Raw genomic sequence first — 22,177 nt, 5'->3', positions numbered from 1 at the left:
GCTCCTGCTCCTGCTCCTGCTCCTGCTCCTGCTCCTGCTCCTGCTCCTGCTCCTGCTCGTGTCGCTGTCGCTGCAACGCGCGAGAGGCTCATTCGCCCGAGAGGCTTGGCTACGGCCGCTACCGCAGTTCATCTCGCCTCGGCTCCAAAGATCCGAAAAGGCACCGATCTTCAAAAATTGGGCTCGTCGCAGCTGCCGCATCCACTCGATCGCCGTCTCACGTCATCGGCCACTGCACCCGACCCGGGCTTATTAATGCCGTGGACTGACCATACACATGGAACGACGAAACTGCATTCGATCACCACAGGACAGCGGTCGTTGGTCTAGCACGTGACACGCTAAGAGCCATGGTGTCACTGTGGGAGCACGTCCTCATTTCTTGTCCAAGACGGGGCGACCGTCCGCGTTTTTGAAAGATACGGCTGACGTGCTCCATGCGCTTTTCGTGGCTACGGACCCGTCACGATTTATCCGAGACGATTGACGCTCCGGTTGCGGGGTACGTGGACTGGTAACGCACGGTTCACTCGAGATGCCGACTCTCGCGCCACATCCGGACGAAGAATCTCGATCGCCGGCCAGAGTCCTCAGCTTCCAAAGGCGCGATGGCCGTCGATCGACCAGCCTACGACGGCCATCGCACCTGCATAATCGCGCGCGGATATGGCTCGGCGAGGTGCATCGATAACCCACCGTCGCGACAAGGTCGCGCTCGATCAATCGGCGCCCAAGTACCTGTCCTCGACCTTGGGGAACGTGTGGGAGTCTGCCACCCTCGATGCGCTCGGAGCATGACTACTCGCCTACGCGCAGCAACGCCTCACCGGAACCGGCCAAAGTCCATTTGTCATTTCCGCGAGCCGTCGGCCAGCTATTTACGGTAAATACCTTTCAGACGCGATGATTAGTGCGCTCACCGCTTCAACCAGCGCCGGTTATTTACGGTAAATAGCCCCCACTGTCCGACCTCCGTTAAGCCGATCTTCGAACGCGGCAAACTTCTCGTGCGCACTTTCCCGCGCGGCGACGCGAAGGATTGCGCGAGAGCACGCACCCGGTCACCTGCACAGCCCTATTTACCGTAAATAACCCACCAAAGAATTTCCGCGCCGCCCTCAAACAGCCACCGGCACCGCACACACTGAACACGGTCACACAGCAACTGGGTTCGCCTACAACGCGTGATGGACCCGATCCTGAGAATCCCTTCCCGGTGCCCCGAACGATCACCAGAGCCTGAAGCCAGCCCACGCGCGACGCCACACAAAAACGCACAGCCGCCAGAAGCGCAGTGTCAGAAAAATCGCGGAGAGTGGGGAGAGAGACTGGTCGAATGATCAAAAAGAAAAGCGGCGCCACAGAAACGAACGCCGCCTGAGAGAAAACACTCAACTACCAAACACGAACAAATCACATTAGACCGGGTGCCCGCCGTCGACCAGACGGGCACCCGCGCAAACCTCAATCAGCCGCCGACTGCACATCCTCAAGAAATCCAGTAATCAACTGCCGCAACTCTTCCACGCGATCTTGCGGCACACCGCTCGCGCGCAAACGAATCACCAGCAGTTCTCCCTTCCGCTCGATCCCAACCTCCTCTTCCTTCCGGACAGGAGCCGCGGGCCGAGCCGCCGCCAGCAACGCAGCCAGCACCTCAGGAGCCGTACGCGACGAATCCTCAGCAAGCTCGACCGCCCGCTGGACGACCTCGTCGGCAGCTTTCTTGAGCGCGACCGACAACTTCCGCGCAGCCTGAAACTGGATATCGTGCGGGGATGGGAACGCACCAACCACCTCGGCCGGAAGCTCGGCCACGAGCAGCGCGCTAGAGATATTCCCCTGCGACAGACCGCACGCCTTCGCCATCGCGTTCTGCGACGGCCACAACTTGTCGTCGAGCGCACGCTTGTACCAGACCCCCTGTTCCCAAGGACTCAGGTTTTTCCGCGCGCGGTTCTCCTGATCCATCTGGACAAACTGACCTTGCTCCGTGATCTCGCCATCGACGATCGCGTTCACCGGCAAATCGAGTTCCATGCACGCGCGATGCCGACGATGCCCGAACACAATTTCGTATCCTTCACCGTCGCCCGAAGGACGTACCTTGATCGGTTGCGTGTTGCCGCCCGCCTCGGCGATCAACGACTTCAGCTCGGCAAAACTCTCGTCACCGAAATCCTGGCGGTTCGCCCATTTTGACGCCCGGATAGTCTTCGGATCGAGCGCCCGGATCGCGACGGCGCCGTCGTATTCCTTAAGCTGCGCTTCCAGTTGCGAGACGCGATCCGAGCTTTCGCGCATCGCGCTGCGAAACGCCAGCATCTGCCCGGGCGCGGTACGCGGCGATGCACTACGCCCCGCGTCCTGGGACGGAGCAGGAACCATCAAGTCACCCGTCTTCTTTGCAAGCCTGTCCTTGATCGACATTTACTCCTCCCCTTATTCTGACTTCGCCCAGAAGGCCACAATGGATTGCTCGACGATTTCCGTCACCCGGTCATAGGCTTCGCGCGCCCTTCGGTACGTCTTCGCGTTGCCGTCGTATCGGGAAATATCGTATACGGTGCCGAACTCAGCCGAACTTGCCGCCGTCACCGCCGTCTTCGGAATTTCGACGGGCAGAACCTTTTCCGCATAAGTAGCCGAGATCCATTCCCGCACAACGCCCGCGGCAGCATCGGCAGGGTCCACACGCGAAAGCAGCACGTGAATGAACTCGAACGACTTGTCCGTGTTCGTTTCTGCCGTGAGGTTCGACGCGAGATCGCTGAAGAGCGTCCAGAATTGCGCCGAGCTGGCAAAGTCGAGTGCATTCGGCGGCGTCGGGACGATCAGGCCATCGGCGGCCATGAACGCGTTGACGGTGCCGTAGCTCAGCGCGGGCGGCGTGTCGATGATGATCACGTCATAGTTGCTGCGCGCCTGTTCGAGGCTCGTGTTCAACACGTTCCAGAATTCGAAGTCCGGTTCCTTCATTTGCCGGCTCGGCAGGATGAACTCGACGTTGAAGAGCGAAGACGAGGCAGGCACGAGATCGATGCCATCCCAATACGTCTCGCGGATTGCGTATTCGATACTCGTTTGATCTCCTGTCGCCAAGGCCGTGATCGTCGAATCTTCCTCGACCTCGGTATCGGGAAGAATGCCGAACAACGTGGTCAACGAGCCTTGCGGATCGGTGTCGATCACCAGCACGCGATGACCGCGCAAACTCAAGCCCTGCGCTAGCGTCATCGCCGTAGTCGTCTTGCTGACGCCACCCTTGAAGTTACCGATCGCGACCGTCATGGCCGGTGCATTCGCCGGTCGCAGCGCGTTGCCGCGGTAGGCGCGTACCCATTCGCGGGCTTCCAGCAAGGAGAATTCGCGCCGCGAGCCCGTCGCGTTGACGGTTCCCGGGGGAAGGTCCCCTTTCGACGTGCGGTAAGTGATTTGACTCTTGTCGACTTCGCACAGCGCAGCAAGCTGGGAAGCGTTGAAAACGGGAGGGTTTTTGCGGGCGTTGGGAGCCAGCATGCGACCCCGAACCTGCGAGACGATGTCAGTCGCGCGCGCGGCCTGATCGACGATGTCTTGAATAGTGATGTTCATTAGCTGATCCGCAAAAGACGATACAGTCAGCTTATATCAGATGGCTCGACAGAAAGCCATTTATTCAACGGAAAACCGCGATTTTTATGAATTCCGTTGCAACGAAACTTCCTGGTGATTCTCAGAAAGCCAACCGTCGAACTTTGTCGCGTCGAATTCCGGACGCACGCGGTTTCTCAGCCACGACGCGAAATTCACACGCCCCACCGAGCCGGAAAACAGCCCCGGGCTATCGGGACGGAACTCGCGCGCATATTTGGCTCCGTCGCCTTCGACGAACTGACGGGCAAACGCGCGCTTCTCATCCTGTGTCAGCGCCTTCACGGCTGCAGCGCACTGGAGGCGATCGAAGTCGATCCGCAATTCCTGCATGCGGGCGTCGAGGGTGCGCGTGCGCACGGCAGCCGCCTGCTTCTGAGCCTTTTCGCGTTTCTCTTTTTCGTATTCCGGCTCAGACACATCGGCCTTGTTCTCGATCAGCGTCCGAATGAAACCGGCCGTAGAACGCTTGATCTGACCTTTGCGGTCTTTCTCTTCCGCCAGCTGCACGACCAGACGGGCTCGCTCCTCATCCTCGATGACGAAACTGAGCGCCAGCTTGTCGCCAATCCCGTGAGCCCGAAGCTTCCGATAAATTTCACTGTCGCGGACGTGCGCGAACTCGTCTTCTGTCTCGGGCGTAAGAAGCGACTGTTGTGCGCCTTGCCGGATCAGAAACTTCACACCCGTGACCGAACGACCGAGCCGCTGATACTCGACGTCGACGTTGATGTCTGAGACGTCGTTGATCTCCTTGACGGCCTTCTGAATCACCTTGCTATTCAGGCGGCGAAAGTCGTCGTAATACTCCTGGGTCGCTCCCAGCAGTTTCCGAAGGACGGGCAATTCGATCCAGCCGGTTGAGCCAACCTTCTGAAAACGCAGGCAATTCTCATAGAGTGTCAACGCATGCGACTTCGAAAATTTGCGCTGCACGCCGAGATTCACGGTAGCGTAAATGGACGGATCGTAAAGCTTCTCGGCCAACGCCTCGTCGTAGCGGTACGAGCAGACGCCCGCGCGAATTTCCGCGAAAGAGAGTATCGGCATGACGCTCCAACGTTCACGCCCGTCATCCATGACGTTGAACTCGACGGCCGTGGTGGCAAGCTGCCTGAGCGCTTCTCGAAGCTTTTCGGTGTTTTCGCTTTCGGTCCAGCCGAGTACGAGCATGAGCGTTCGCACCGGTAGACGGTGCGTTCTCGTGTTCAGAAGGTTGTCGTATGAATGCAGTAGCAGCACGTTGGAAAGCTTCCGCTCCAGCAGCGAAAGCTCGCCGCTCGTGTGGATGGCCGCCACGTGCTTTTTGACGCTTTCAGTACGAACCTCAGTCGGCGAAGATCTGGGCATGCCCGGGATTGTGCGCTAAATGACCCCACTGCGCAATCACCCCACGGGACATCTATTCGACCGGAAAGTTGAAACGTCCCAATTTGCGTTGCGCGACGAGACTTGTCCACACCTCTTTCGATCGATTCACCACAAACGGGGACGATTCCGCCGCATTTGGGGTCGTGAAACGCCCCAGACGGGGACGTATAGGTGGAAATAGCACCCCAACCAGGGTCGGTTAACGCCCCAAACGGGGACGTTTACGTCTGGAAAGCCCTACTGGATAAGGGTCCTAGGTGTGTAAACGAAGTAAACGTTGTTAACCAAACGGTATACAAACCTCAATACACCCCATCCGGGGACAATCTCAGCGGATTTGGTTGCTGTTTTCCATCGAGAAATTCGAATACAACCCAAACATTCGACGCACCGGGAGATCCAAGGAAGCTCGAAGCGTTAACAAAAACCAGAGCTAACTCTCTGACTGCAAAACGCAATTTTCTCAGCCTCACAAAGTTCGGACTTTACGGCCCACGTATTTATCGTAAATAAGTGCCAGCCAGTTCGTCGCCAGTCAGGTTCTTGCGCCCCAGTTGGGGACAATAGGGGACGTGGATCAGGACGGCGACGTACGCCACCCGGAATGGGGACATTGACGCCATTTTTGCTTCTACAGCGCCGCGAAAAGGCTTCTAAGCGCCCCCGTCAGCCTTGTGTGCCCCTGCCGACGCCCCGCTGCTAAAGGACCTCTCGTAGTAGTCACCCTAGATGGGGACATTCGCGCCGATTCATCATAGACGCGCGCGCATCGCGGCCACGCTCACCCCAAGCGGGGACATTACGCCGATTAATCTATTATTTACGGTAAATAGTGGCGTGCCGTACGTGTTTATCGACGAAGAGGCGATCGGATTCTCTGGTCGAAAAAAGCCAGAAAGACTTATTTCGACCCGCTCGGCGACCGTCGCGTGCACGGCGCCATTCGATGAACCATCAGGATCACCAGGTAATTCAACGGGAAGAAAGCCGCTGCAGGCAGTCCCCCGAACCATCTGCTGTCCGCGCTACGACATCCCCTCGAAGCGCGAACCCTAGGGCAGAAGCCCGCTAAAACTGATAGTTGATCGACACGTCGCAGACGCCGTTCGTCTTCGTCTGCGTGATAGGGCTGTTGGCCGCGCTGCCCAGCATCCGTTTGAGCGCGCCATCCGCCGTTACGAACCAATGCTTGTTGACGAACCAGATCATCGTGACGCCGAACCCAGCGGATTTCAGCCCTGCGCTGGCGTCGTATTGCGAGTAGCGTGAATTCGCCGCCTGCGTCGCATTCACGCCGAACCAGCTATTCATATACTTCGAGTCGGCGAAGGTCACCGACGGTCCGGCGAACCAGAAGAAACTCTCGGAACTGCCCGGCAACGGCATATACGCGCCGAGGTCCGCAACCCACCCGTTAGACCCGCCGAAGCTACGCGTCACCGCCCCACGAAACACCAGCGGAAATTCCTTCGAGATCACGTATTCCCCGGCCAGCTTCACCTCGGGCGACGGATTGATATTGCCCATGCCATCTAGACGCGAAGGATCGTCGTGCGCGCGCCGGCCCAGATCGTAGACGGCTGCGACGCTCACGCGCCAGTTCGGGCCCTGCAGCACATTGACGCCCAGCCCTTCACCTGTCGAAAGAAAAGCGAGGTCTTTGTAGCGGATGTCGGTACTTGGCCCGACCAGCGTGTGATAGCGGTCGGACCCGTCATAGCGCGGCTCGAAGGTTGAACCGATGCCGATCCGCACCTCCCAATCAGGCCGGTTGTCCGGCTTGAACAGCTTTTCGAGCGGGATGCCCGCGGAATATTGCCATTCGCCAAGGGGCGACGGCGTTTGCGCCAAGGCGGCTGGCGCGCTGCAAATGAGATAGGCGAGGCTGGCGTAGACCGGTAGCTTTGTCATGTCGACGGACGTCTTGGGTTATGGGTCGCGGACGCGGTCCGTTGCGGCCACACGTAACGTGTTCAGTTGATGCGAGGAAACCCGGCGGGAGCAGCAAACGCCATACCTGACCCTCAATCAATGGCAGGTTCGCGTGTGTATCCATGCAAGGCGTTTGCACGCGCTCGCGTCCGTATCAATCGCTATGACCATCTGAGCGGCTGGCCGCACAGCGAAACGGCCGGATTCCGGCAATCCGCACAGTCCACGGCGCAAGAAAGTTCGCGCCCCATGAAAATCAAATAAAAACAATGGGTTAGAAGGGCGGCGTGGCATGTCCAACCTGGCATCGGAGTTGCGAATACGGGCGCGCCGCGTCGTGCGGCATCCGATAAAACCCAAGGAGACACTATGGACCCGAGCTACACGGAAGCAGCCGCGCCCGCCCGTCAGCCGCAATCCCACTCAAACGCACCCGCCGCATCCAGCGACCGCCTTCGACGCCTCAAGTCGATCTTCTCCGGCTCCGCCGGCAACCTGATCGAGTGGTACGACTGGTATGTGTACTCCGCGTTTGCCTTGTACTTCGCGCGGTCGTTCTTTCCTGCCGGGAACCAGACGGCACAGTTGCTGAACACGGCGGCTGTGTTTGCAGTCGGCTTTCTTGCGCGGCCGATAGGCGGCTGGCTGATGGGTATCTACGCGGATCGCCACGGGCGCCGTTCGGCGCTGCTGGTTTCCGTGGTGCTGATGTGTTTCGGTTCGCTCATCATTGCGCTGTGTCCGAGCTATGAGGTGATCGGCGTGGCCGCGCCCGCGCTGCTGGTCCTCGCGCGCCTGCTGCAGGGCTTGAGCGTGGGCGGTGAGTACGGCACATCCGCGACTTATCTGAGCGAGGTCGCCACCGCGAAAGATCGCGGCTTCTATTCGAGCTTCCAGTATGTGACGCTGATCGCCGGGCAACTGCTCGCGCTCGGGCTGCTCGTGATCCTGCAACAGTTCCTTCTGACGACGCAGCAACTCGAAAGCTGGGGCTGGCGCATTCCGTTTTTCATCGGTGCGGCTGCCGCGCTTGCCGCCATGCGCCTACGCTCGACGATGGAGGAAACAGGCGAATTCGAGAAGGCGAAACACAAGAAGGACCGGCGCGGCTCGCTTGCGGAACTGCGCAAGCACCCGCGCGCGGTATTGACCGTCGTCGGACTGACGATGGGCGGCACGATCGCGTTCTATACGTACTCGATCTACATGCAGAAATTCCTCGTGAACACGGTCGGCATGAGCAAGCACGACGCGACGCTGGTGTCCGCAGCGTCGCTTTTCCTGTTCGCCATTCTGCAGCCGATCGTCGGATCGATATCCGACCGCATTGGCCGCCGGCCTGTTCTGATCGCGTTCGGCGTACTTGGCACCCTGTTCACCGTGCCGATCATGACGGCCATCAGCCAGACGCATGATGCGTGGGTCGCCTTCTTCCTGATCATGGCCGCGTTGGTGATCGTCTCGGGCTACACGTCGATCAACGCCGTCGTCAAGGCGGAACTGTTCCCGGCGGAAATCCGTGCGTTGGGCGTTGGACTTCCTTATGCTTTGACCGTATCCGTCTTTGGCGGCACCGCTGAATATCTGGCGCTATGGCTCAAACAGGCAGGACATGAACCGCTCTTCTACTGGTATGTCACGGCTGCGATTTTTTGCTCGCTGGTGGTGTACCTCTGCATGCGCGACACCGGCAAGCACTCGCTCATCAAGGACTGACGTCCCGCTGAAGATCGCCAATGGTGTCCGTCTTCACGAGGACACGGCATCGTGAGAACGCATCCTGTGAGACGGATACGGCATGCGGCAACGGCGCTCGCGGTGCTCGCGTGTTGCATCGCGACCGCGGGACTCGCGTACGTCGCCGCGCTGCATTACTACGCGCGCGCTCACGCAGCCGAAGTCGCGCAACGCGCGTCTCTCTACGCATTGACACTCGAGTCGCAACTGGCCCGCTATGAGTCGCTGCCGCGCGTTGCCGCGCTCGATCCCGTGCTTGCGCGGCTGCTCGCGAAGCCCGGCGATCCCGCGCTGCAGCGGGCGGCGAACGCCTATCTGAAAGCAGTCCAGACGAATGCCGACCTGTCGGCTGCGTACGTGATGGACATGAGCGGCAAAACCCTGGCTGCGAGCAATTGGGACGAAGAGGGTAGCTTCGTGGGCTTCGACTATGCATTTCGCCCCTATTTCATCGATGCGATGAAACGTGGCACGGGACGTTTCTACGGAGTGGGCAACACGACGAAGAAGGCGGGATATTTTCTGGCCGTGCCTGTCAGCGAGGGCTCGGGCGCGGCGCGACGGGTGGTGGGCGTCGTTGCGATCAAGGCGGCGCTGGATGGCTACGAGAGCGCATTGGCGAAGAGCGGCGACATCGTGCTGTTCGTCGATCGGGACAATGTCGCGTTTCTCTCGTCCGTGCCGGCATGGCGTTACCGGGCGCTGGCGCCGCTCTCGGATGCGACGCGGCGCGCGCTCCAGCAGACGCAGCAATACGGCGATGCCGCGCTCGCCGCGCTTTCCGTGCGGTCTGCAACAGCCGGGCGCGCCGATGCCGCGCCAAGCCAGTCCGAACAAGCGCCCGGTCCCGGCAAGCTATTCGTCGCGCCACCGGGGCAAGGCTCAAAGTGGTTTCACGTGCATTACCGCCCCGTTGGGCCGCTCGGATGGAAAGTCGCGATCCTGACCGACGACGCCGACGACGAGCGCAGCGCGACGTTCGCCGCCATCAGCGCCGGCGCGGCAACGGCTCTCGTGTTTGCGCTGATTTGGGCCGCGCGCCTGCGCAACAGCCGGAATGAGGAGCGGCAGCGCGCGCGGGCAGCATTGCAACAGGCGCAGCGCGATCTCGAACAACGGATTGCGGAACGCACCGCCGAATTGACGCGCGCCAACACCGCGCTCGAAGAAAAGGTCGACGCACTCGACGACGCGCGCCGCATTCTGCGCGATACGCGCGACACGGCGATTCAGGCCGGCAAGCTCGCGGCGCTTGGCCAGATGGCGGCGGGCATTACTCACGAGCTGAATCAGCCGCTCGCGGCCGTGATGACACTGGCCAGCAACGCGATCCGCATGACCGAACTCGACCGTCCGGAGGATCTGAAGAAAAACCTGACGCTCATCAACGAACTGGCCGCGCGGATGGGCAAGATCATTTCGCATGTCAAAGCGTTTGCCAGAAACGACGCGACCAGCAGGGAGCCTGTCGCGATCGCCGAATCGTTACAACAGGCTCTCGCGCTGATCGAATCGCATCGCAAGGCTGCCGGCGTGTCGGTGCGCGTGGCGTCGGTGCCGGGTGACGTCGTCGTGCTCGCCAGTCCGATACGGATCGAGCAGGTCTTCGTGAACTTGCTGACCAACGCAATCGACGCAAGCGCGGCCGCCGCAGCGAAGCGCGAAGTGCTCGTCACCACCGAGGTCGTCGATACGCGCGTGCGTATCAGTATTGCCGACAGCGGTCCCGGCATCGCACCGCATACGATGTCGCGGCTGTTCGAGCCGTTCTATACGACCAAGCCGTCGGGCAAAGGATTGGGGCTGGGTCTCGTCATCTCGCAGGCCATCGTCGACGAGTTCGGCGGTCGCCTGGAAGCAAAAAACAGCCGCGATACGGATTCAGGATCGAGCGGCGCGGTCTTCGTCGTCGAATTGCAGCGCGTCACGGAAAAGGTCACAACCAGGCTATGAACTCGCCCGATAACTTCGCCAGCATGCTGGTCTACGTGGTCGAAGACGATCCTGTCGTGCGGCTCGGCTGCACGCAGGCGTTGTCGCTGGAAGGCATCGCCGTGCGTGAATTCGCCGACGCCGAAAGCGCGCTTGCCGCGCTCAGGCAGGCGCCGCCGGCGGTGATCGTGAGCGACGTCCGCTTGCCGGGCATCGACGGACTTGCATTGCTGGACAGCATCAAGGCGCGTCCCGACGGCGCCGACGTTCCCGTCATCCTGACAACCGGTCACGGCGACGTCGCGATGGCGGTCGGCGCGATGCGCTCAGGTGCCTATGATTTCATCGAAAAGCCGTTTCACTCGGAGCGCCTCCTCGATACCGTGCGCCGGGCGCTGGAGCATCGCAAGCTCGTCGTCGAGAATCGCAGTTTGCGCGCGCAACTGAGCAGCGAACGGACCTTGCTCGGCAGGTCTGCGCCGATGCAGCGTATCCACAGTCTGATCGACGCAATCGGACCGACGGGCGCCGATGTGTTGATCGTCGGCGAGACGGGCACGGGCAAGGAAGTGCTGGCACGAACGCTGCACACGGCGAGCCGCCGCAGCGGTCCGTTCGTGGCGCTGAACTGCGCGGCGTTGCCGGAAGCGGTGTTCGAAAGCGAGATCTTCGGTCACGAGCCGGGCGCGTTCACAGGCGCGCAGCAACGAAGAATCGGCAAGTTCGAATATGCGAATGGCGGGACGCTTTTCCTCGACGAACTCGAAACGATGCCGCTCGCGTTGCAGGCCAAACTGTTGCGCGCGCTTCAGGAGCGCTGTATTGAAAGGCTGGGCAGCAACACGTCCGTGGCGATCGATGTGCGCGTGATCGCGGCCGTCAAGCAGGACCTCAAACAGCTCTCCGATCAGGGCCATTTCCGCGCAGACCTGTACTACCGGCTCAACGTCGTGTCGATCGAACTGCCGCCATTGCGCCAACGCGCCGACGATATCCCCGAACTGTTCGCCCACTTCGTGCGGGCGGCGTGCGCACGCTACGGCAAGCCAGAACCCGCCTGGACGTCGGAAGACATGATGCGCTGGCAACTGCACGACTGGCCGGGCAATGTCCGCGAGCTGAAGAACGTGGCGGAGCGTTTTACGCTCGGCCTCGATGATGGCTTGCCGCAACCGCCTGCAGGCGCCGATTCGCTTGCGTCGCGGATGGTGCGCGCGGAGCGCGGCTATATCGAGGAAGCACTGCGCAGCGCAGGCGGACAGGTGATCAGGGCTGCCGAACAGCTGGGCCTGCCGCGCAAAACGCTATACGACAAGATTACCCGCCATGGCATCGATCCTAACGCGTTCCGCCAGACGTCACATCCGTGAGGTGCGATATCGTCATTCGGCAGCGGGCATATAGCACGTTCGCTGCTCGCGCCGAACGTGCATCGCCATCAAAACAGCGTGCCTTCATGATCTACATCATGGAAGCCGCGCGTTGATCAGTCGAGTATCGCCACAACGAAAGGAACCCTCGGATAACCGCGAATGTGTCATCGCGCGCGGCGTGCACGCCGTGCCGCGTCGAACCGGCATCCGGAGAACGACACAAGGGAGACAGCGATGGCGACGATGACGGCGGCAGTGATCCGGGCACCGGGCGGACCGGAGGTGTTGAGACTCGAAGAACGCCGGGTCCCCGTGCCTCAGGTCGGCGAGGTTCTCATACGCGTCAAGGCATTCGGGCTGAACCGTTCCGAACTTTTCACGCGCCGTGGGCTTTCACCGGACGTGAGCTTTCCACGCATTCTGGGAATCGAAGCGGTGGGTGTCGTCGAAGCAGCGCCCGGCGGCGAATTTCAACAGGATGATGTCGTGGCCACGGCGATGGGCGGCATGGGGCGTCAGTTCGACGGCGGGTACGCGGAATACACGTGCGTGCCGGCAAGCCAGATCAAGAAGTTCGACGCGAACCTGCCGTGGGAAACACTCGGCGCGTTGCCCGAGATGCTGCAAACGGCTTGGGGATCGCTGTCGAGAGCGCTCGCGCTGCAACACGGAGACCGCTTGCTGATCCGTGGCGGGACGACGTCCATCGGCCTTGCAGCCGCCGCGCTGGCGAAGCATGCGGGCGCGTACGTGATCTCGACCACACGCAACGTGTCCAAAGTCGCGTTTCTGCTGGAAAACGGCGCCGACGAAGTCGTGATCGATTCCGGAAGCATCGCCGACGAAGTCAGGGCGCTGCCTGGCGGGGGCGTCGACAAGGCAATCGACCTCGTCGGGGCGACGACCCTGAAGGACTCGCTGCGTTGCGTGCGACCGAACGGAACCGTCTGCATGACGGGCATCGTCGGCAATGCCTGGACGTTCGACGATTTCGATCCGCTGGCAGCCATTCCGAGCACGGTGAAGCTGACCGTCTACAGCGGCGGTTCACAGGAATTCGTCACTACGCCTTTTGCACGCCTGATTCGCATGATCGAGCGAGGCCAGTTGCGCATCAATATCGGCAAGGTGTTCCGTCTGCATGAGATTGTCGAGGCGCATCGCTGTATGGAGCGAAACGAAGCGAATGGCAAGATCGTCGTGTTGACCTGACGCGAGCGCCTTGCACGGGCTAAGGCTGCGAAGCAACCGGCAAGACGCTTTCCGCCGGCGCGGCACCCGTGCCGCTCGTCCACACGCTGACGCCGCGAGGATCGATGGCAAAGCGCGCGGGTCCGCGCTGCGGAACGTGCGCCCGTTCGCCGTCGCAAGCGATATCGAAGCGCATGCCGCCGATATCCGCGACCGCGAACAGATCGCCGTGCCGTAGCTCGACGGAATCGATGGTCCCGGCGTACGCGCCGTCCACCGCGATCGCAATCGAAGACGGCGCGACACGCCACATCACCTGCTGGCCGGCAGGAATGGCGCGGTCCGCCGTGCCGATGGCCAGCCCCGACGCGGTTTCGATCGAACCCGGCACGCGTATCGCGCCTTCGCCGACGTTATGCAAGCCAAGCAGCGCCGCGACCTGCAATGACGCGGGCCGGCGGAATACGTGATCGACTGCGCCTGCCTGCAGCACGCGCCCGCGTTCGATGACGAGCACTTCATCCGCCAGCAGCGCGGCTTCGTCGGGATCGTGTGTGACGAGCACGGTGACGGCCGAAATTTCGCGCTGCAACGCACGCAGTGCCTGTTGCAGCCGGCGACGGCGTGGCGTGTCGAGCGCGGAGAACGGCTCATCGAACAACAGAAGCTGGCTGTGCCGCGAAAGCGCGCGCGCCAGCGCGACGCGCTGCCGCTGACCGAACGACAACTGGCGCGGCAAGCGCTCCATCAGCGCCGACAGCCCAAGGTGCCCGGCCCAGTAACGCGCACTCGCGGCGTCCGAATCGACGGGAAACGACAGTTGCCGCGCCAGCGTCATGTGCGGAAACAGCCCATAGTCCTGCGGCACGTAACCGACGTGGCGCTGCTCGGGCGGCAGCGCATCCAGTTGCGTTTCGCCAAGGCGCACGAATCCCGCTTGATTGCCTTCGAGCCCCGCGATCAGCTTCAACGCGAGCGATTTACCCGAACCCGAGGGGCCGATGATCGCAAGCCGCCGCGTCGAAGGCGTCCATTCGATGTCGAGATCGAACGCGCCGAGATGGCGCTTGAGCGCGAACGCAAGACGCGGATTCGGCAGAGCAGGGCGCGCGTCGTCCTGCGCGGCCTGGTCCGGCGCATCGCCGTTTTCGGCAATCTCGAACAGGCTCGAACGACCGTCGCGCCACGCCACGGAAAGCGCCGCGCACAACACGGCGATGACGAGCGTCGGCAGCAACAACGGCATCATCGCGGGCAAGCCCTGGCCGCCGAACACGACGTATGTGTACACAGGCAGCGAATACGGATGATAGGCAACCATCACCGTCGCGCCGAATTCGCCGAACGCGCGCAGCCACGCGAGCACCAGACCGGCGCGGATCGACGGCCAGGCGAGGGGCAGCATGACGCGGAAGAATCGGCTCCCCGCGCGGTGTCCGAGCGTCGCCGCGACGTCTTCGTAGACGGGATCGATCGCGGCGAACGCCGAGCGCGCCGCGACGATCAGAAAGGGCGCGGCCACGAACGTCTCGGCGAGCACGATGCCGGCGAACGAATCGGTGAGGGCGCCGTTCGTCAGCCGGCCGAGCCAGCTATACGGCCCGAGCAGAAACAGCAGCAAAATGCCGCTCGTGAGCGGCGGCAGCGCGAGCGGCAACTGCACGACAAAGCCGAGCAACGCCATACCGCGCGACGTCGAGCGCGACAGCCAGTAGCCGAGCGGCACCCCGCCGATCAGGATCACGAGCGCCGCGATGCTCGCGCTGCCCGCCGAGACGGCGACAGCCAACCATGTGCCGCGCCAGTCGACGCCTGTCCAGTCCGCGTGGCCCACCTGCGGAATGCTCGCGATGAACGGCGCGCACAGATAGACGGCGAGCAGGCAGGCGAGCCACAGCAGCGGCCGCGCGGTCTTGCGTGTCATTGCGCGGCGTCGAGCACGGCTTGCACGGACGACGGCACGGCCCGCGCGTTGCCCGTTACGACCGGCTTGACGATATCGACGCCATGCTGCTTCAGCAACGCACGTCCCGACGCGCTCAGCAGAAAGTCGACGAAGCGCGCGGCGCCCGCCTGATTCGGCGCGTCATTGAGGATAGTCAGCGTGTAGCTGGCCTTCGCCTGCAACTCGGGCGCGGGGCGCAGCGCGGGAATCTTCAGATCGGAGGTTTCCGTCGAATAGAAGAACCCTGCGTCGAGCTGACCCGATTGCAGCCGCCCAACCAGCGTCTCTTCGGGCAACACCTGCGCCGGGTTCTCCGGATCGCCGAGCGTCTTCTGGACGAGGTCCGGCTGTTGATAGAGCACAGCCGCCTTCGTCATCATCTGAACCGTGAAGGCGCCCTTCGGATCGAGCTTGGGATCGGTGCGCCCGATGCGGATACCCGGCTCCTGCAACACTGCATCCCAGCGCTTTTTCTTGAAGTCGGCGGCGAAGCGGCTTTGCGGGTTGTAGCCGATCATCAGCGGCGACTCGGCAAAATTCACGTACCACGACAGATGATCGCCGTTCTCCGCCCCCATCAGGCCGTTGTTGACCGTCGGGCTCGCGCTGATGAACACGTCGCCGCGTCGCAGCTTGCCCTTGATCTGATTGGCGATCAGGTTCGAGCCTGCCGCATAGCCCTGAAAATGCAGACCGGTTTCATTTTCGAAAGCGGGACCGACGCTGCGTTCCATCAGATTCACCAGCGAACCCGCGTACAGCACCTCGACCTTGCCTTCATCGGCGCAAGCGCCGCCCGCGAAAAGAAGACCCGTCAAAACGATTCCCGGCAACAACAGCTTGCGCATCACGATTTCCCCACTGCGTTATGAACGGTCATATATTACGACGACCGTCATCCACGCTGCAGTTGGGGACAACACGCGACAGCGCATTTGCACGGCACGTGTGCGCAAGCGGCTGTCAATCCGTTGCGCGCGCATCCGTCAACGAGGCACGGTCCCAGCCGCCGCCAAGCGCTTTCAGCAACTGCACGCTCGCGTCGATACGCCGCGCGTCGATCTGCTCGGCCGTGCGCTCGTTGGACAACGCGATGGTCTGCGCCGTGACGACATCGAGGTAATTGACCGCGCCTGCCTGAAAGCGGTTGGTCGTCAGCTTCAGCGAGAGGTCCGCCGCTGTCGTGGCGCGCTGCTGGCTGTCGGCTTCGTTCGCGAGCGTATCGAGCGACGACAGGTTGTCTTCGACCTGCTGGAATGCGACCAGCACCGTTTGGCGGTAATCGGCGACAGCGCCGTCATACTGCGCGTTCGCGCCTTTCAGCGCGGCCGTGCGCCGTCCGCCGTCGAACAGCGTGCCCGCGATCTGCGAGCCGAGCGACCAGAACAGACTCGGCGCGGTGAGCCACGGCGCGAAGAACGTGCTTTCGAGTCCCGCCGTCGCCGACAAGGTCAGATTCGGATAGAACGCCGCATGCGCTTCGCCGATCTGCGCATTCGCCGCGGCCACGCGGCGCTCGGCGGCGGCGATGTCGGGGCGGCGTTCCAGCAACTGCGAAGGCACGCCTGCCGGAATCTGCGGCAGCGCGATGGTCTCGACCCTCGGCGGCAGCGAGAACGACGAAGCGGGCTGGCCGATCAGCGTCGCGATGGCATGCTGAAGCTGCGTGCGCTGCACGTCGATATCGCTGTCCTGGGTGCGCGTGCTTTCAAGCTGCGTTTGCGCCTGCGCGACGGCCGATGCATCGATTGCGCCGTCGTTCAACTGCTGTTGCAGGATGCGCAGCGCGGCCGCGTAGGCGGTGACGGTATCGTCGAGCAGCTTCTTTTGCCGGTCGAGCGAGCGCAGATCTAAATAGTCGGTGGCGAGATCGGCGGCGACGGCAAGGCGCACCGATTGCAGATCCGCTTCGCTGGCCTGCGCGTTGTCGCGCGCATTGACGGTGGCGTCCTTCACGCGGCCGAACAGATCCGGTTCCCAGCTCGCCGCGAGTCCGACGGAAAAGTCGGGCTGCGTCTTGCCCGCCAGCGATTTGTGCTGCACGTTCTGTGACGTGCGATAGCGCTGCGCCGATGCGCCCGCCGTCACGACGGGCGCATAACCGGCGCGCTGATAGTCGACCATCGCGCGCGCCGCTTCCAGTTGCGCGACGGCTTTGCGCACGGTCTGGTTCGACACGTCGACCTGCGCTTCGAGATGGTTTAGCTCGTCGTCGCCATAGAGTGTCCACCATGGGCCGCGCGACTGCGCGTCGGCGGGTGCGGCGAGCGTCCATCCCGCCGACGCCTGCGGCACGCTCGCGAAATGATCCGGCACAGCCGTTTGCGGCGGCGAATAGTGCGGCAGCGTCGAACACGCCGTCAACGCGCTTGCGACGGCGATGACGACCGACTTGCGAACCAGCGACGCACGGAATTTGAACATGATGAGCCTCTTATCGTGCTTAACCGTGCTTCGCCGACGCCGCCGACGTCGCCGACGTCGCCGACGCCGCTGGCGCGATGCGCACCGTTTCGCCGTTGCTGATCGCGTCGCCGGGATTGTTGATCACGCGGTCGGTCGAATCGAGCCCCGTTGCAACCTCGACATACGTGCCGAAATCGCGACCGATGGTCACCGTCCTCAGTTGCACCTTGTCGTCCTTGCCGATCACGGCCACGGTCACGCCGTCGGGCCGGAACAGCAGGGCGCTGACGGGCACTTCGAGTGCGGGATGCGCCGCGACCAGCGCGAGATGAACCTGCGCATACGCGCCCGGCAGCAACGCGCCGTCGCGGTTATCGACATCGACTTCGACGCGCAGCGTGCGGCTCACGGGGTCGATCGAATCGGCGCTGCGTGCGACGCTCGCGTCGAACTGACGCCCGGGATATTGCTGCGTCGTCAGATAGACCTTCGTGCCGGGCGCGATGCTCTGCGCGTCGTTCTGCGGCACGTCGACATACACGCGCAAGCGGTCGGTCTGTTCGATATGAAACAGCTCGCCGCCGTTGGCCGCGATGCCGGGGGAGCCGCCCGCCGTCACCAGCGCGCCGACGTCGACCTTGCGCGCGGTGATCACGCCGTTGAACGGTGCCGTCACTTTTTCATACGACACCAGTTCGGAGAGCCGCGCCACGTTCGCTTGCGCCGCTTGCCATGCGGCGAGCTTCGCCGCGCTGTCGCTCGTCTTCGCGTTGGCGTCCTGTTGCGACACCGACTGCGTTTGCAGCATCGTTTGCCAGCGCTGCGCGGTGCTGTCCGCGAAGCTGTAGTTGGCCTTCGCGTTTGCCTCGTCGGCGCGCGCCTGACGCAACTGCGCGTCGAGTTCCGGCGTCTGGATATCGGCGAGTGTCTGGCCCGCCTGGACCTTCGTGCCGATATCCGCATACCAGTGCTGGATGTAGCCGCTCGTGCGCGCGTAGATCGATGCGTCGGCGTACGGCATCACATTGCCCGGCAACAGCAGTTCCTGCGATGAAGGCGCGCGCGTCGGCGTCAACGCGTCGACGCTCAGATAGCGCTGCGCATCGACCTGCTTTGTCAGCTCGCTGCTGGCATGAAGCCGCGGCACGATGCCGATTGCGAGCAGCGCGGCAGCGATGGCTGCGAGCGCGACAGGCAGCACGAAGCGGCGCTTGTGGGGCAAAGGCGCGCCGTTGGACAGCGCGAGGTCGGTGCGGGCCGATGGCTCGTGACCGGTCGGCAGATTGGGCGTGGTCATGAAAAGTCCTTACTGGGCGTGTGTGGTCACTTCGGCGGAACCGGCTGAATCGGCGGCACGCTGGGCGCGGCGCTTCGCGAGCCACGCATGCACCATGCCGAACACGACGGGCACGAACAACAGCGTCGACACCGTGCCGATCGCGAGACCGCCGATCACCGCGCGGCCGAGCGGGGCGTTCTGCTCGCCGCCGTCACCGAGTCCGAGTGCCATCGGCAGCATGCCGATCAGCATCGCGAGGGCCGTCATCAGCACGGGGCGGAAGCGGTTGAAGCCTGCATCGAGCGCGGCGGTCAGCGGCGCCATGCCGTTGGCGAGCGATTCGCGCGCGGTGTTGATGACGAGAATGCTGTTGGCCGTGGCAATGCCGATGCACAGAATCGTGCCCGTCAACGCGGGGACGCTGAGCGTGGTATGTGTGGCGAACAGCATCCACGCGATGCCCGCCAGCGACCCCGGCAAGCCGCTGATGATGATCAGCGGATCGAGCCACGACTGGAAGTTCACGACCATCAGCAGATAGACGAGCGCGATCGCGAACACGAGACCGGCGCCGAGACCCGCGAACGACTCGTTCATCGACTGCACCTGTCCGCGAATCACGATCGACGAGCCGGGCGGCAATTGCGCACGCGCGGCATCGACGAGTTTCGTCACGTCGGTTGCGACGCCGCCCAGATCGCGCCCCTGCGTCGACGCGAAAATGTCGAGCACGGGCTGCACGTTGTAGTGCGACACGACGGCCTGCTGCATGGTGCGCGACATCGTGCCGAGCGTGCCGAGCTGATTCTGCGGGTTGACGCTCACCTGGTTCGTCGTCAACGGAATGTTGGCCAGCGTTTGCAGCGAGTGAATGTCGTACTGCGGCACTTCCGCCAGCAACGGATAGCTGACGCCGTTCTTCGGATCGAGCCAGAAATTCGGCGTGGTCTGCGAACTGCCCGACAGCGCGATCAGCATGTTCTGCGCGACATCTTTCTGCGTGAGGCCCGCCTGCATCGCCTTGGTGCGATCGACATTGACGTCGATGGTCGGCTCGTCGCCGGGTTGCTGGATGCGTGCATCGACGAGACCGCGCACGCCGCGCATCTGCGCGAGCAGCTTGTCGGCGACGACGCGGTTCTGATCGAGCTTGTTGCCGACGATCTGCACGTCGATAGGCGCGGGCAGGCCGAAGTTGAGAATCTGGCTGACGATATCGGCGGGCAGGAATGCGAACGTCACGCCCGGAAACGATTGTGCGAGCACGTTGCGCAACTGCGCGACGTATTGTGCAGTCGGCTTGTGATCGGGCTTCAGCGTGATCATGATGTCGGCGTCTTCGGGACCGACCGGGTCCGACGAGTCGTACGTCAGGTTGATGCCGCTCACGGGCACGCCGATGTTGTCGAGCACGGCTGCCTGTTCGGTCTTCGGAATCACGCTGCGAATTTTTGCTTCGACTTCATCGGTGATACGTGCGGTCTGCTCGATGCGCGTTCCCGTTGGCGCGCGCAGATGCAGGCGGATTTCGCCCGTATCGACGGCGGGGAAGAAGTCGCGTCCCGCGAATGGAATCAGCGCGAGCGACCCGAAGCACAGCGCGAGATACACCGGTATGAAACGGCGGCGATTCGCGATCGCGCCTTGCAGCACGTTGTGATAGCCGTGGCGCAGTGCTTCGAAGCGCTGCTCGAAACGGGCCTGAAAGCGCGCAAAGATCGCGAACGGGCCTTTCGCTGCGTGACCGTCCTTCGAAGGCGCGCGCATCAGATACATCGCGAGCGTCGGAATCAGCGTGCGCGAGAAGAAGTACGACGCGCACATCGCGAACACGACGGCTTCCGCCAGCGGCACGAACAGATAGCGCGCGACGCCCGAAAGCAGAAACATCGGCACGAACACGATGCAGATCGACAGCGTCGAGACGAAAGTCGGCACGGCAATCTCGCCCGAGCCGTTCAGGATAGCGTCGTGCAGCGGCTCGCCGTTTTCGAGGTGATGCGTGATGTTTTCGATTGCCACGGTCGCGTCGTCGACGAGTATGCCGACGGCGAGCGCAAGGCCGCCCAGCGTCATGATGTTGATGGTCTGCCCGAGGGCGGCCAGCGCAACGAGCGAGGTGAGCACGGCGAGCGGAATCGACACTGCGATGATCAGCGTCGCGCGCCAGCTGCCGAGAAACAGCAGGATCATCGCGGCCGTCAGACATGCGGCGATCAGCGCTTCGCGCACCACGCCCGAAATCGCGGACTTCACGAACACCGACTGATCGGAAAGCGGCGTGATCTTCAGCGCGCTCGGCAAGCCGGCGGCGATCTTCGGCAACATCGCCTTCACCTGCTGGATGATCGTGAGCGTCGATGCGCTGCCCGTCTTTTCGATTTGCAGGAGCGCCGCGCGCTTGCCGTCGCTGCGCACGATGTTGGTCTGCGGCGCATAGCCGTCGATCACATGCGCGACGTCGCGCACATAGACCACGCTGCCGTTGACCGTCTTGATGGGCAGATCGTTGAGCGCGGCGACCGAGTTCGTGCTGCCGTTCATCTCGACGTTGTATTCGCGCGCGCCGATCTTCGCGGTGCCGCCGGGCAGAATCAGGTTTTGCGCGTTGACGGCGTTGACCACGTCGATGGGCGCGAGGCCCTTGGCCTGCAGCGCTTTCGGATCGAGCTGGACCATGATCTGGCGGATCTTGCCGCCGTATGGCAGCGGCACGGCCGCGCCTTGAATGGTCGCGAGCTGTGTGCGGATGAAGCTGTTGCCGAGATCGTAGAGCGTCTGTTCGGGCAGCGTGTTGCTCGACAGGCCCAGTTGCAGCACCGGCACCGTCGATGCGTTGTACGAGATGATGTTCGGCGGCAGCGTGCCTGGCGGCAGCACGCGCAGAATCGACGCGGAGTTCGACGCAGCCTCGGCGATCGCGCGGTTGATGTCGGCGCCCGGATGAAAGAACACCTTCACCACCGACACGCCGTTCAAAGATTGCGATTCGATATGTTCGATATCGTCGACATCGGTCGTGAGGGCACGCTCGTAGTTCGAGGTGATCCGGTGCGCCATGTCTTCGGCGGAAAAGCCGTTATACGACCAGACGATGCTGACGACAGGAATATTGATGTTCGGAAAGATATCCGTCGGCGTGCGCAGGATCGCGAGCGGCCCGATGATGAAGAGCAGTACGGCCAGCACGATAAATGTGTAAGGCCGCCGCAGGGCCAGTTTGACGATCCACATGACGTTTCCTTGGACGATGATCTGTCGGTACGCCCGCACGCGGATCACGCGCGGGCAATGCACAAGGTCGCAGTGTGGCGGCGGGGCACTTACTGATCAGTGACTGTGACATTACGAATCCGACATCTAACGCAGAGGATAAAT

The 22,177-nt window shown here is 62.5% G+C and carries 13 protein-coding genes; 4 read left to right on the top strand and 9 right to left on the bottom strand.

Annotation, left to right across the window (positions count from 1 at the left end; translation table 11 throughout):
- Positions 1–1,464 precede the first annotated feature (1,464 nt).
- The 4 genes from KFO72_RS03980 to KFO72_RS03965 all read right to left on the bottom strand — a co-directional run bounded on the left by KFO72_RS03980 (position 1,465) and on the right by KFO72_RS03965 (position 6,915).
- The gene (locus KFO72_RS03980) at positions 1,465–2,430 is read right to left on the bottom strand and encodes a ParB/RepB/Spo0J family partition protein (RefSeq protein WP_054931360.1); all 966 of its coding nucleotides are present in this window, start codon (positions 2,428–2,430) and stop codon (positions 1,465–1,467) included.
- 12 nt (positions 2,431–2,442) lie between these two features.
- On the bottom strand, positions 2,443–3,594 hold the full coding sequence (locus KFO72_RS03975) for a ParA family protein (RefSeq protein WP_035992259.1): 1,152 nt from the start codon (positions 3,592–3,594) through the stop codon (positions 2,443–2,445).
- Positions 3,595–3,678: 84 nt separating this feature from the next.
- Positions 3,679–4,932 carry a replication initiation protein gene (locus tag KFO72_RS03970; protein ID WP_233470973.1) on the bottom strand — a complete coding sequence of 418 codons (1,254 nt, stop codon included), beginning with the start codon at positions 4,930–4,932 and terminating at the stop codon, positions 3,679–3,681.
- A 1,140-nt stretch (positions 4,933–6,072) separates the two neighbouring features.
- The gene (locus KFO72_RS03965; protein ID WP_225031443.1) at positions 6,073–6,915 is read right to left on the bottom strand and encodes a MipA/OmpV family protein; all 843 of its coding nucleotides are present in this window, start codon (positions 6,913–6,915) and stop codon (positions 6,073–6,075) included.
- A gap of 390 nt (positions 6,916–7,305) precedes the next feature.
- On the opposite strand from KFO72_RS03965, the gene KFO72_RS03960 reads away from it, so the two are divergent.
- From KFO72_RS03960 to KFO72_RS03945, 4 genes are all read left to right on the top strand, one after another.
- A complete protein-coding gene (locus tag KFO72_RS03960) occupies positions 7,306–8,652 on the top strand; it encodes an MFS transporter (RefSeq protein WP_054931357.1) in 1,347 nt (448 codons plus the stop codon).
- Positions 8,653–8,703: 51 nt separating this feature from the next.
- Positions 8,704–10,626 carry a sensor histidine kinase gene (locus tag KFO72_RS42225; RefSeq protein ID WP_225031442.1) on the top strand — a complete coding sequence of 641 codons (1,923 nt, stop codon included), beginning with the start codon at positions 8,704–8,706 and terminating at the stop codon, positions 10,624–10,626.
- Complete coding sequence (locus tag KFO72_RS03950) at positions 10,623–11,975, top strand: sigma-54-dependent transcriptional regulator (protein ID WP_225031441.1); 1,353 nt, start codon at positions 10,623–10,625, stop codon at positions 11,973–11,975. Before KFO72_RS42225 ends, KFO72_RS03950 begins: the two co-directional genes overlap by 4 nt.
- A 237-nt stretch (positions 11,976–12,212) precedes the next feature.
- A complete protein-coding gene (locus KFO72_RS03945; RefSeq protein WP_082845635.1) occupies positions 12,213–13,190 on the top strand; it encodes a zinc-binding alcohol dehydrogenase family protein in 978 nt (325 codons plus the stop codon).
- A gap of 19 nt (positions 13,191–13,209) precedes the next feature.
- Here the strand turns inward: KFO72_RS03945 and KFO72_RS03940 are convergent, their stop codons facing one another.
- The 5 genes from KFO72_RS03940 to KFO72_RS03920 form a co-directional block, all read right to left on the bottom strand.
- Positions 13,210–15,093, bottom strand: a complete 1,884-nt coding sequence (locus tag KFO72_RS03940; protein ID WP_176052910.1) for an ATP-binding cassette domain-containing protein — start codon at positions 15,091–15,093, stop codon at positions 13,210–13,212.
- Positions 15,090–15,962, bottom strand: coding sequence for an extracellular solute-binding protein (locus KFO72_RS03935; protein ID WP_225031440.1), 873 nt, complete (start codon positions 15,960–15,962; stop codon positions 15,090–15,092). The genes KFO72_RS03940 and KFO72_RS03935 overlap by 4 nt, the downstream gene beginning before the upstream one ends.
- A 115-nt stretch (positions 15,963–16,077) precedes the next feature.
- Positions 16,078–17,538, bottom strand: coding sequence for an efflux transporter outer membrane subunit (locus KFO72_RS03930; protein WP_060609545.1), 1,461 nt, complete (start codon positions 17,536–17,538; stop codon positions 16,078–16,080).
- Positions 17,539–17,557: 19 nt separating this feature from the next.
- Positions 17,558–18,817 (bottom strand): efflux RND transporter periplasmic adaptor subunit, encoded by a 1,260-nt coding sequence (locus KFO72_RS03925; RefSeq protein WP_225031439.1) that lies wholly within the window; start codon positions 18,815–18,817, stop codon positions 17,558–17,560.
- Positions 18,818–18,826: 9 nt separating this feature from the next.
- The gene (locus KFO72_RS03920) at positions 18,827–22,033 is read right to left on the bottom strand and encodes an efflux RND transporter permease subunit (protein ID WP_225031438.1); all 3,207 of its coding nucleotides are present in this window, start codon (positions 22,031–22,033) and stop codon (positions 18,827–18,829) included.
- Positions 22,034–22,177: the final 144 nt, after the last annotated feature.

Origin of the sequence: Paraburkholderia sp. XV, assembly GCF_020177535.1 — a bacterium.
In the GTDB taxonomy this organism is placed as follows: Bacteria; Pseudomonadota; Gammaproteobacteria; order Burkholderiales; family Burkholderiaceae; genus Paraburkholderia; species Paraburkholderia caribensis.
Note: the sequence above shows the minus strand (reverse complement) of the source record. Positions and strands in the feature narration are given on the sequence as shown.

Bases quoted from the DNA above. Each gene is read 5' to 3' on its own strand.
- KFO72_RS03980 (WP_054931360.1), bottom strand. From the start codon at position 2,430: ATGTCGATCAAGGACAGGCTTGCAAAGAAGACGGGTGACTTGATGGTT.
- KFO72_RS03975 (WP_035992259.1), bottom strand. From the start codon at position 3,594: ATGAACATCACTATTCAAGACATCGTCGATCAGGCCGCGCGCGCGACT.
- KFO72_RS03965 (WP_225031443.1), bottom strand. From the start codon at position 6,915: ATGACAAAGCTACCGGTCTACGCCAGCCTCGCCTATCTCATTTGCAGC.
- KFO72_RS03960 (WP_054931357.1), top strand. From the start codon at position 7,306: ATGGACCCGAGCTACACGGAAGCAGCCGCGCCCGCCCGTCAGCCGCAA.
- KFO72_RS03950 (WP_225031441.1), top strand. From the start codon at position 10,623: ATGAACTCGCCCGATAACTTCGCCAGCATGCTGGTCTACGTGGTCGAA.
- KFO72_RS03945 (WP_082845635.1), top strand. From the start codon at position 12,213: ATGGCGACGATGACGGCGGCAGTGATCCGGGCACCGGGCGGACCGGAG.
- KFO72_RS03940 (WP_176052910.1), bottom strand. From the start codon at position 15,093: ATGACACGCAAGACCGCGCGGCCGCTGCTGTGGCTCGCCTGCCTGCTC.
- KFO72_RS03935 (WP_225031440.1), bottom strand. From the start codon at position 15,962: ATGCGCAAGCTGTTGTTGCCGGGAATCGTTTTGACGGGTCTTCTTTTC.
- KFO72_RS03930 (WP_060609545.1), bottom strand. From the start codon at position 17,538: ATGTTCAAATTCCGTGCGTCGCTGGTTCGCAAGTCGGTCGTCATCGCC.
- KFO72_RS03925 (WP_225031439.1), bottom strand. From the start codon at position 18,817: ATGACCACGCCCAATCTGCCGACCGGTCACGAGCCATCGGCCCGCACC.
- KFO72_RS03920 (WP_225031438.1), bottom strand. From the start codon at position 22,033: ATGTGGATCGTCAAACTGGCCCTGCGGCGGCCTTACACATTTATCGTG.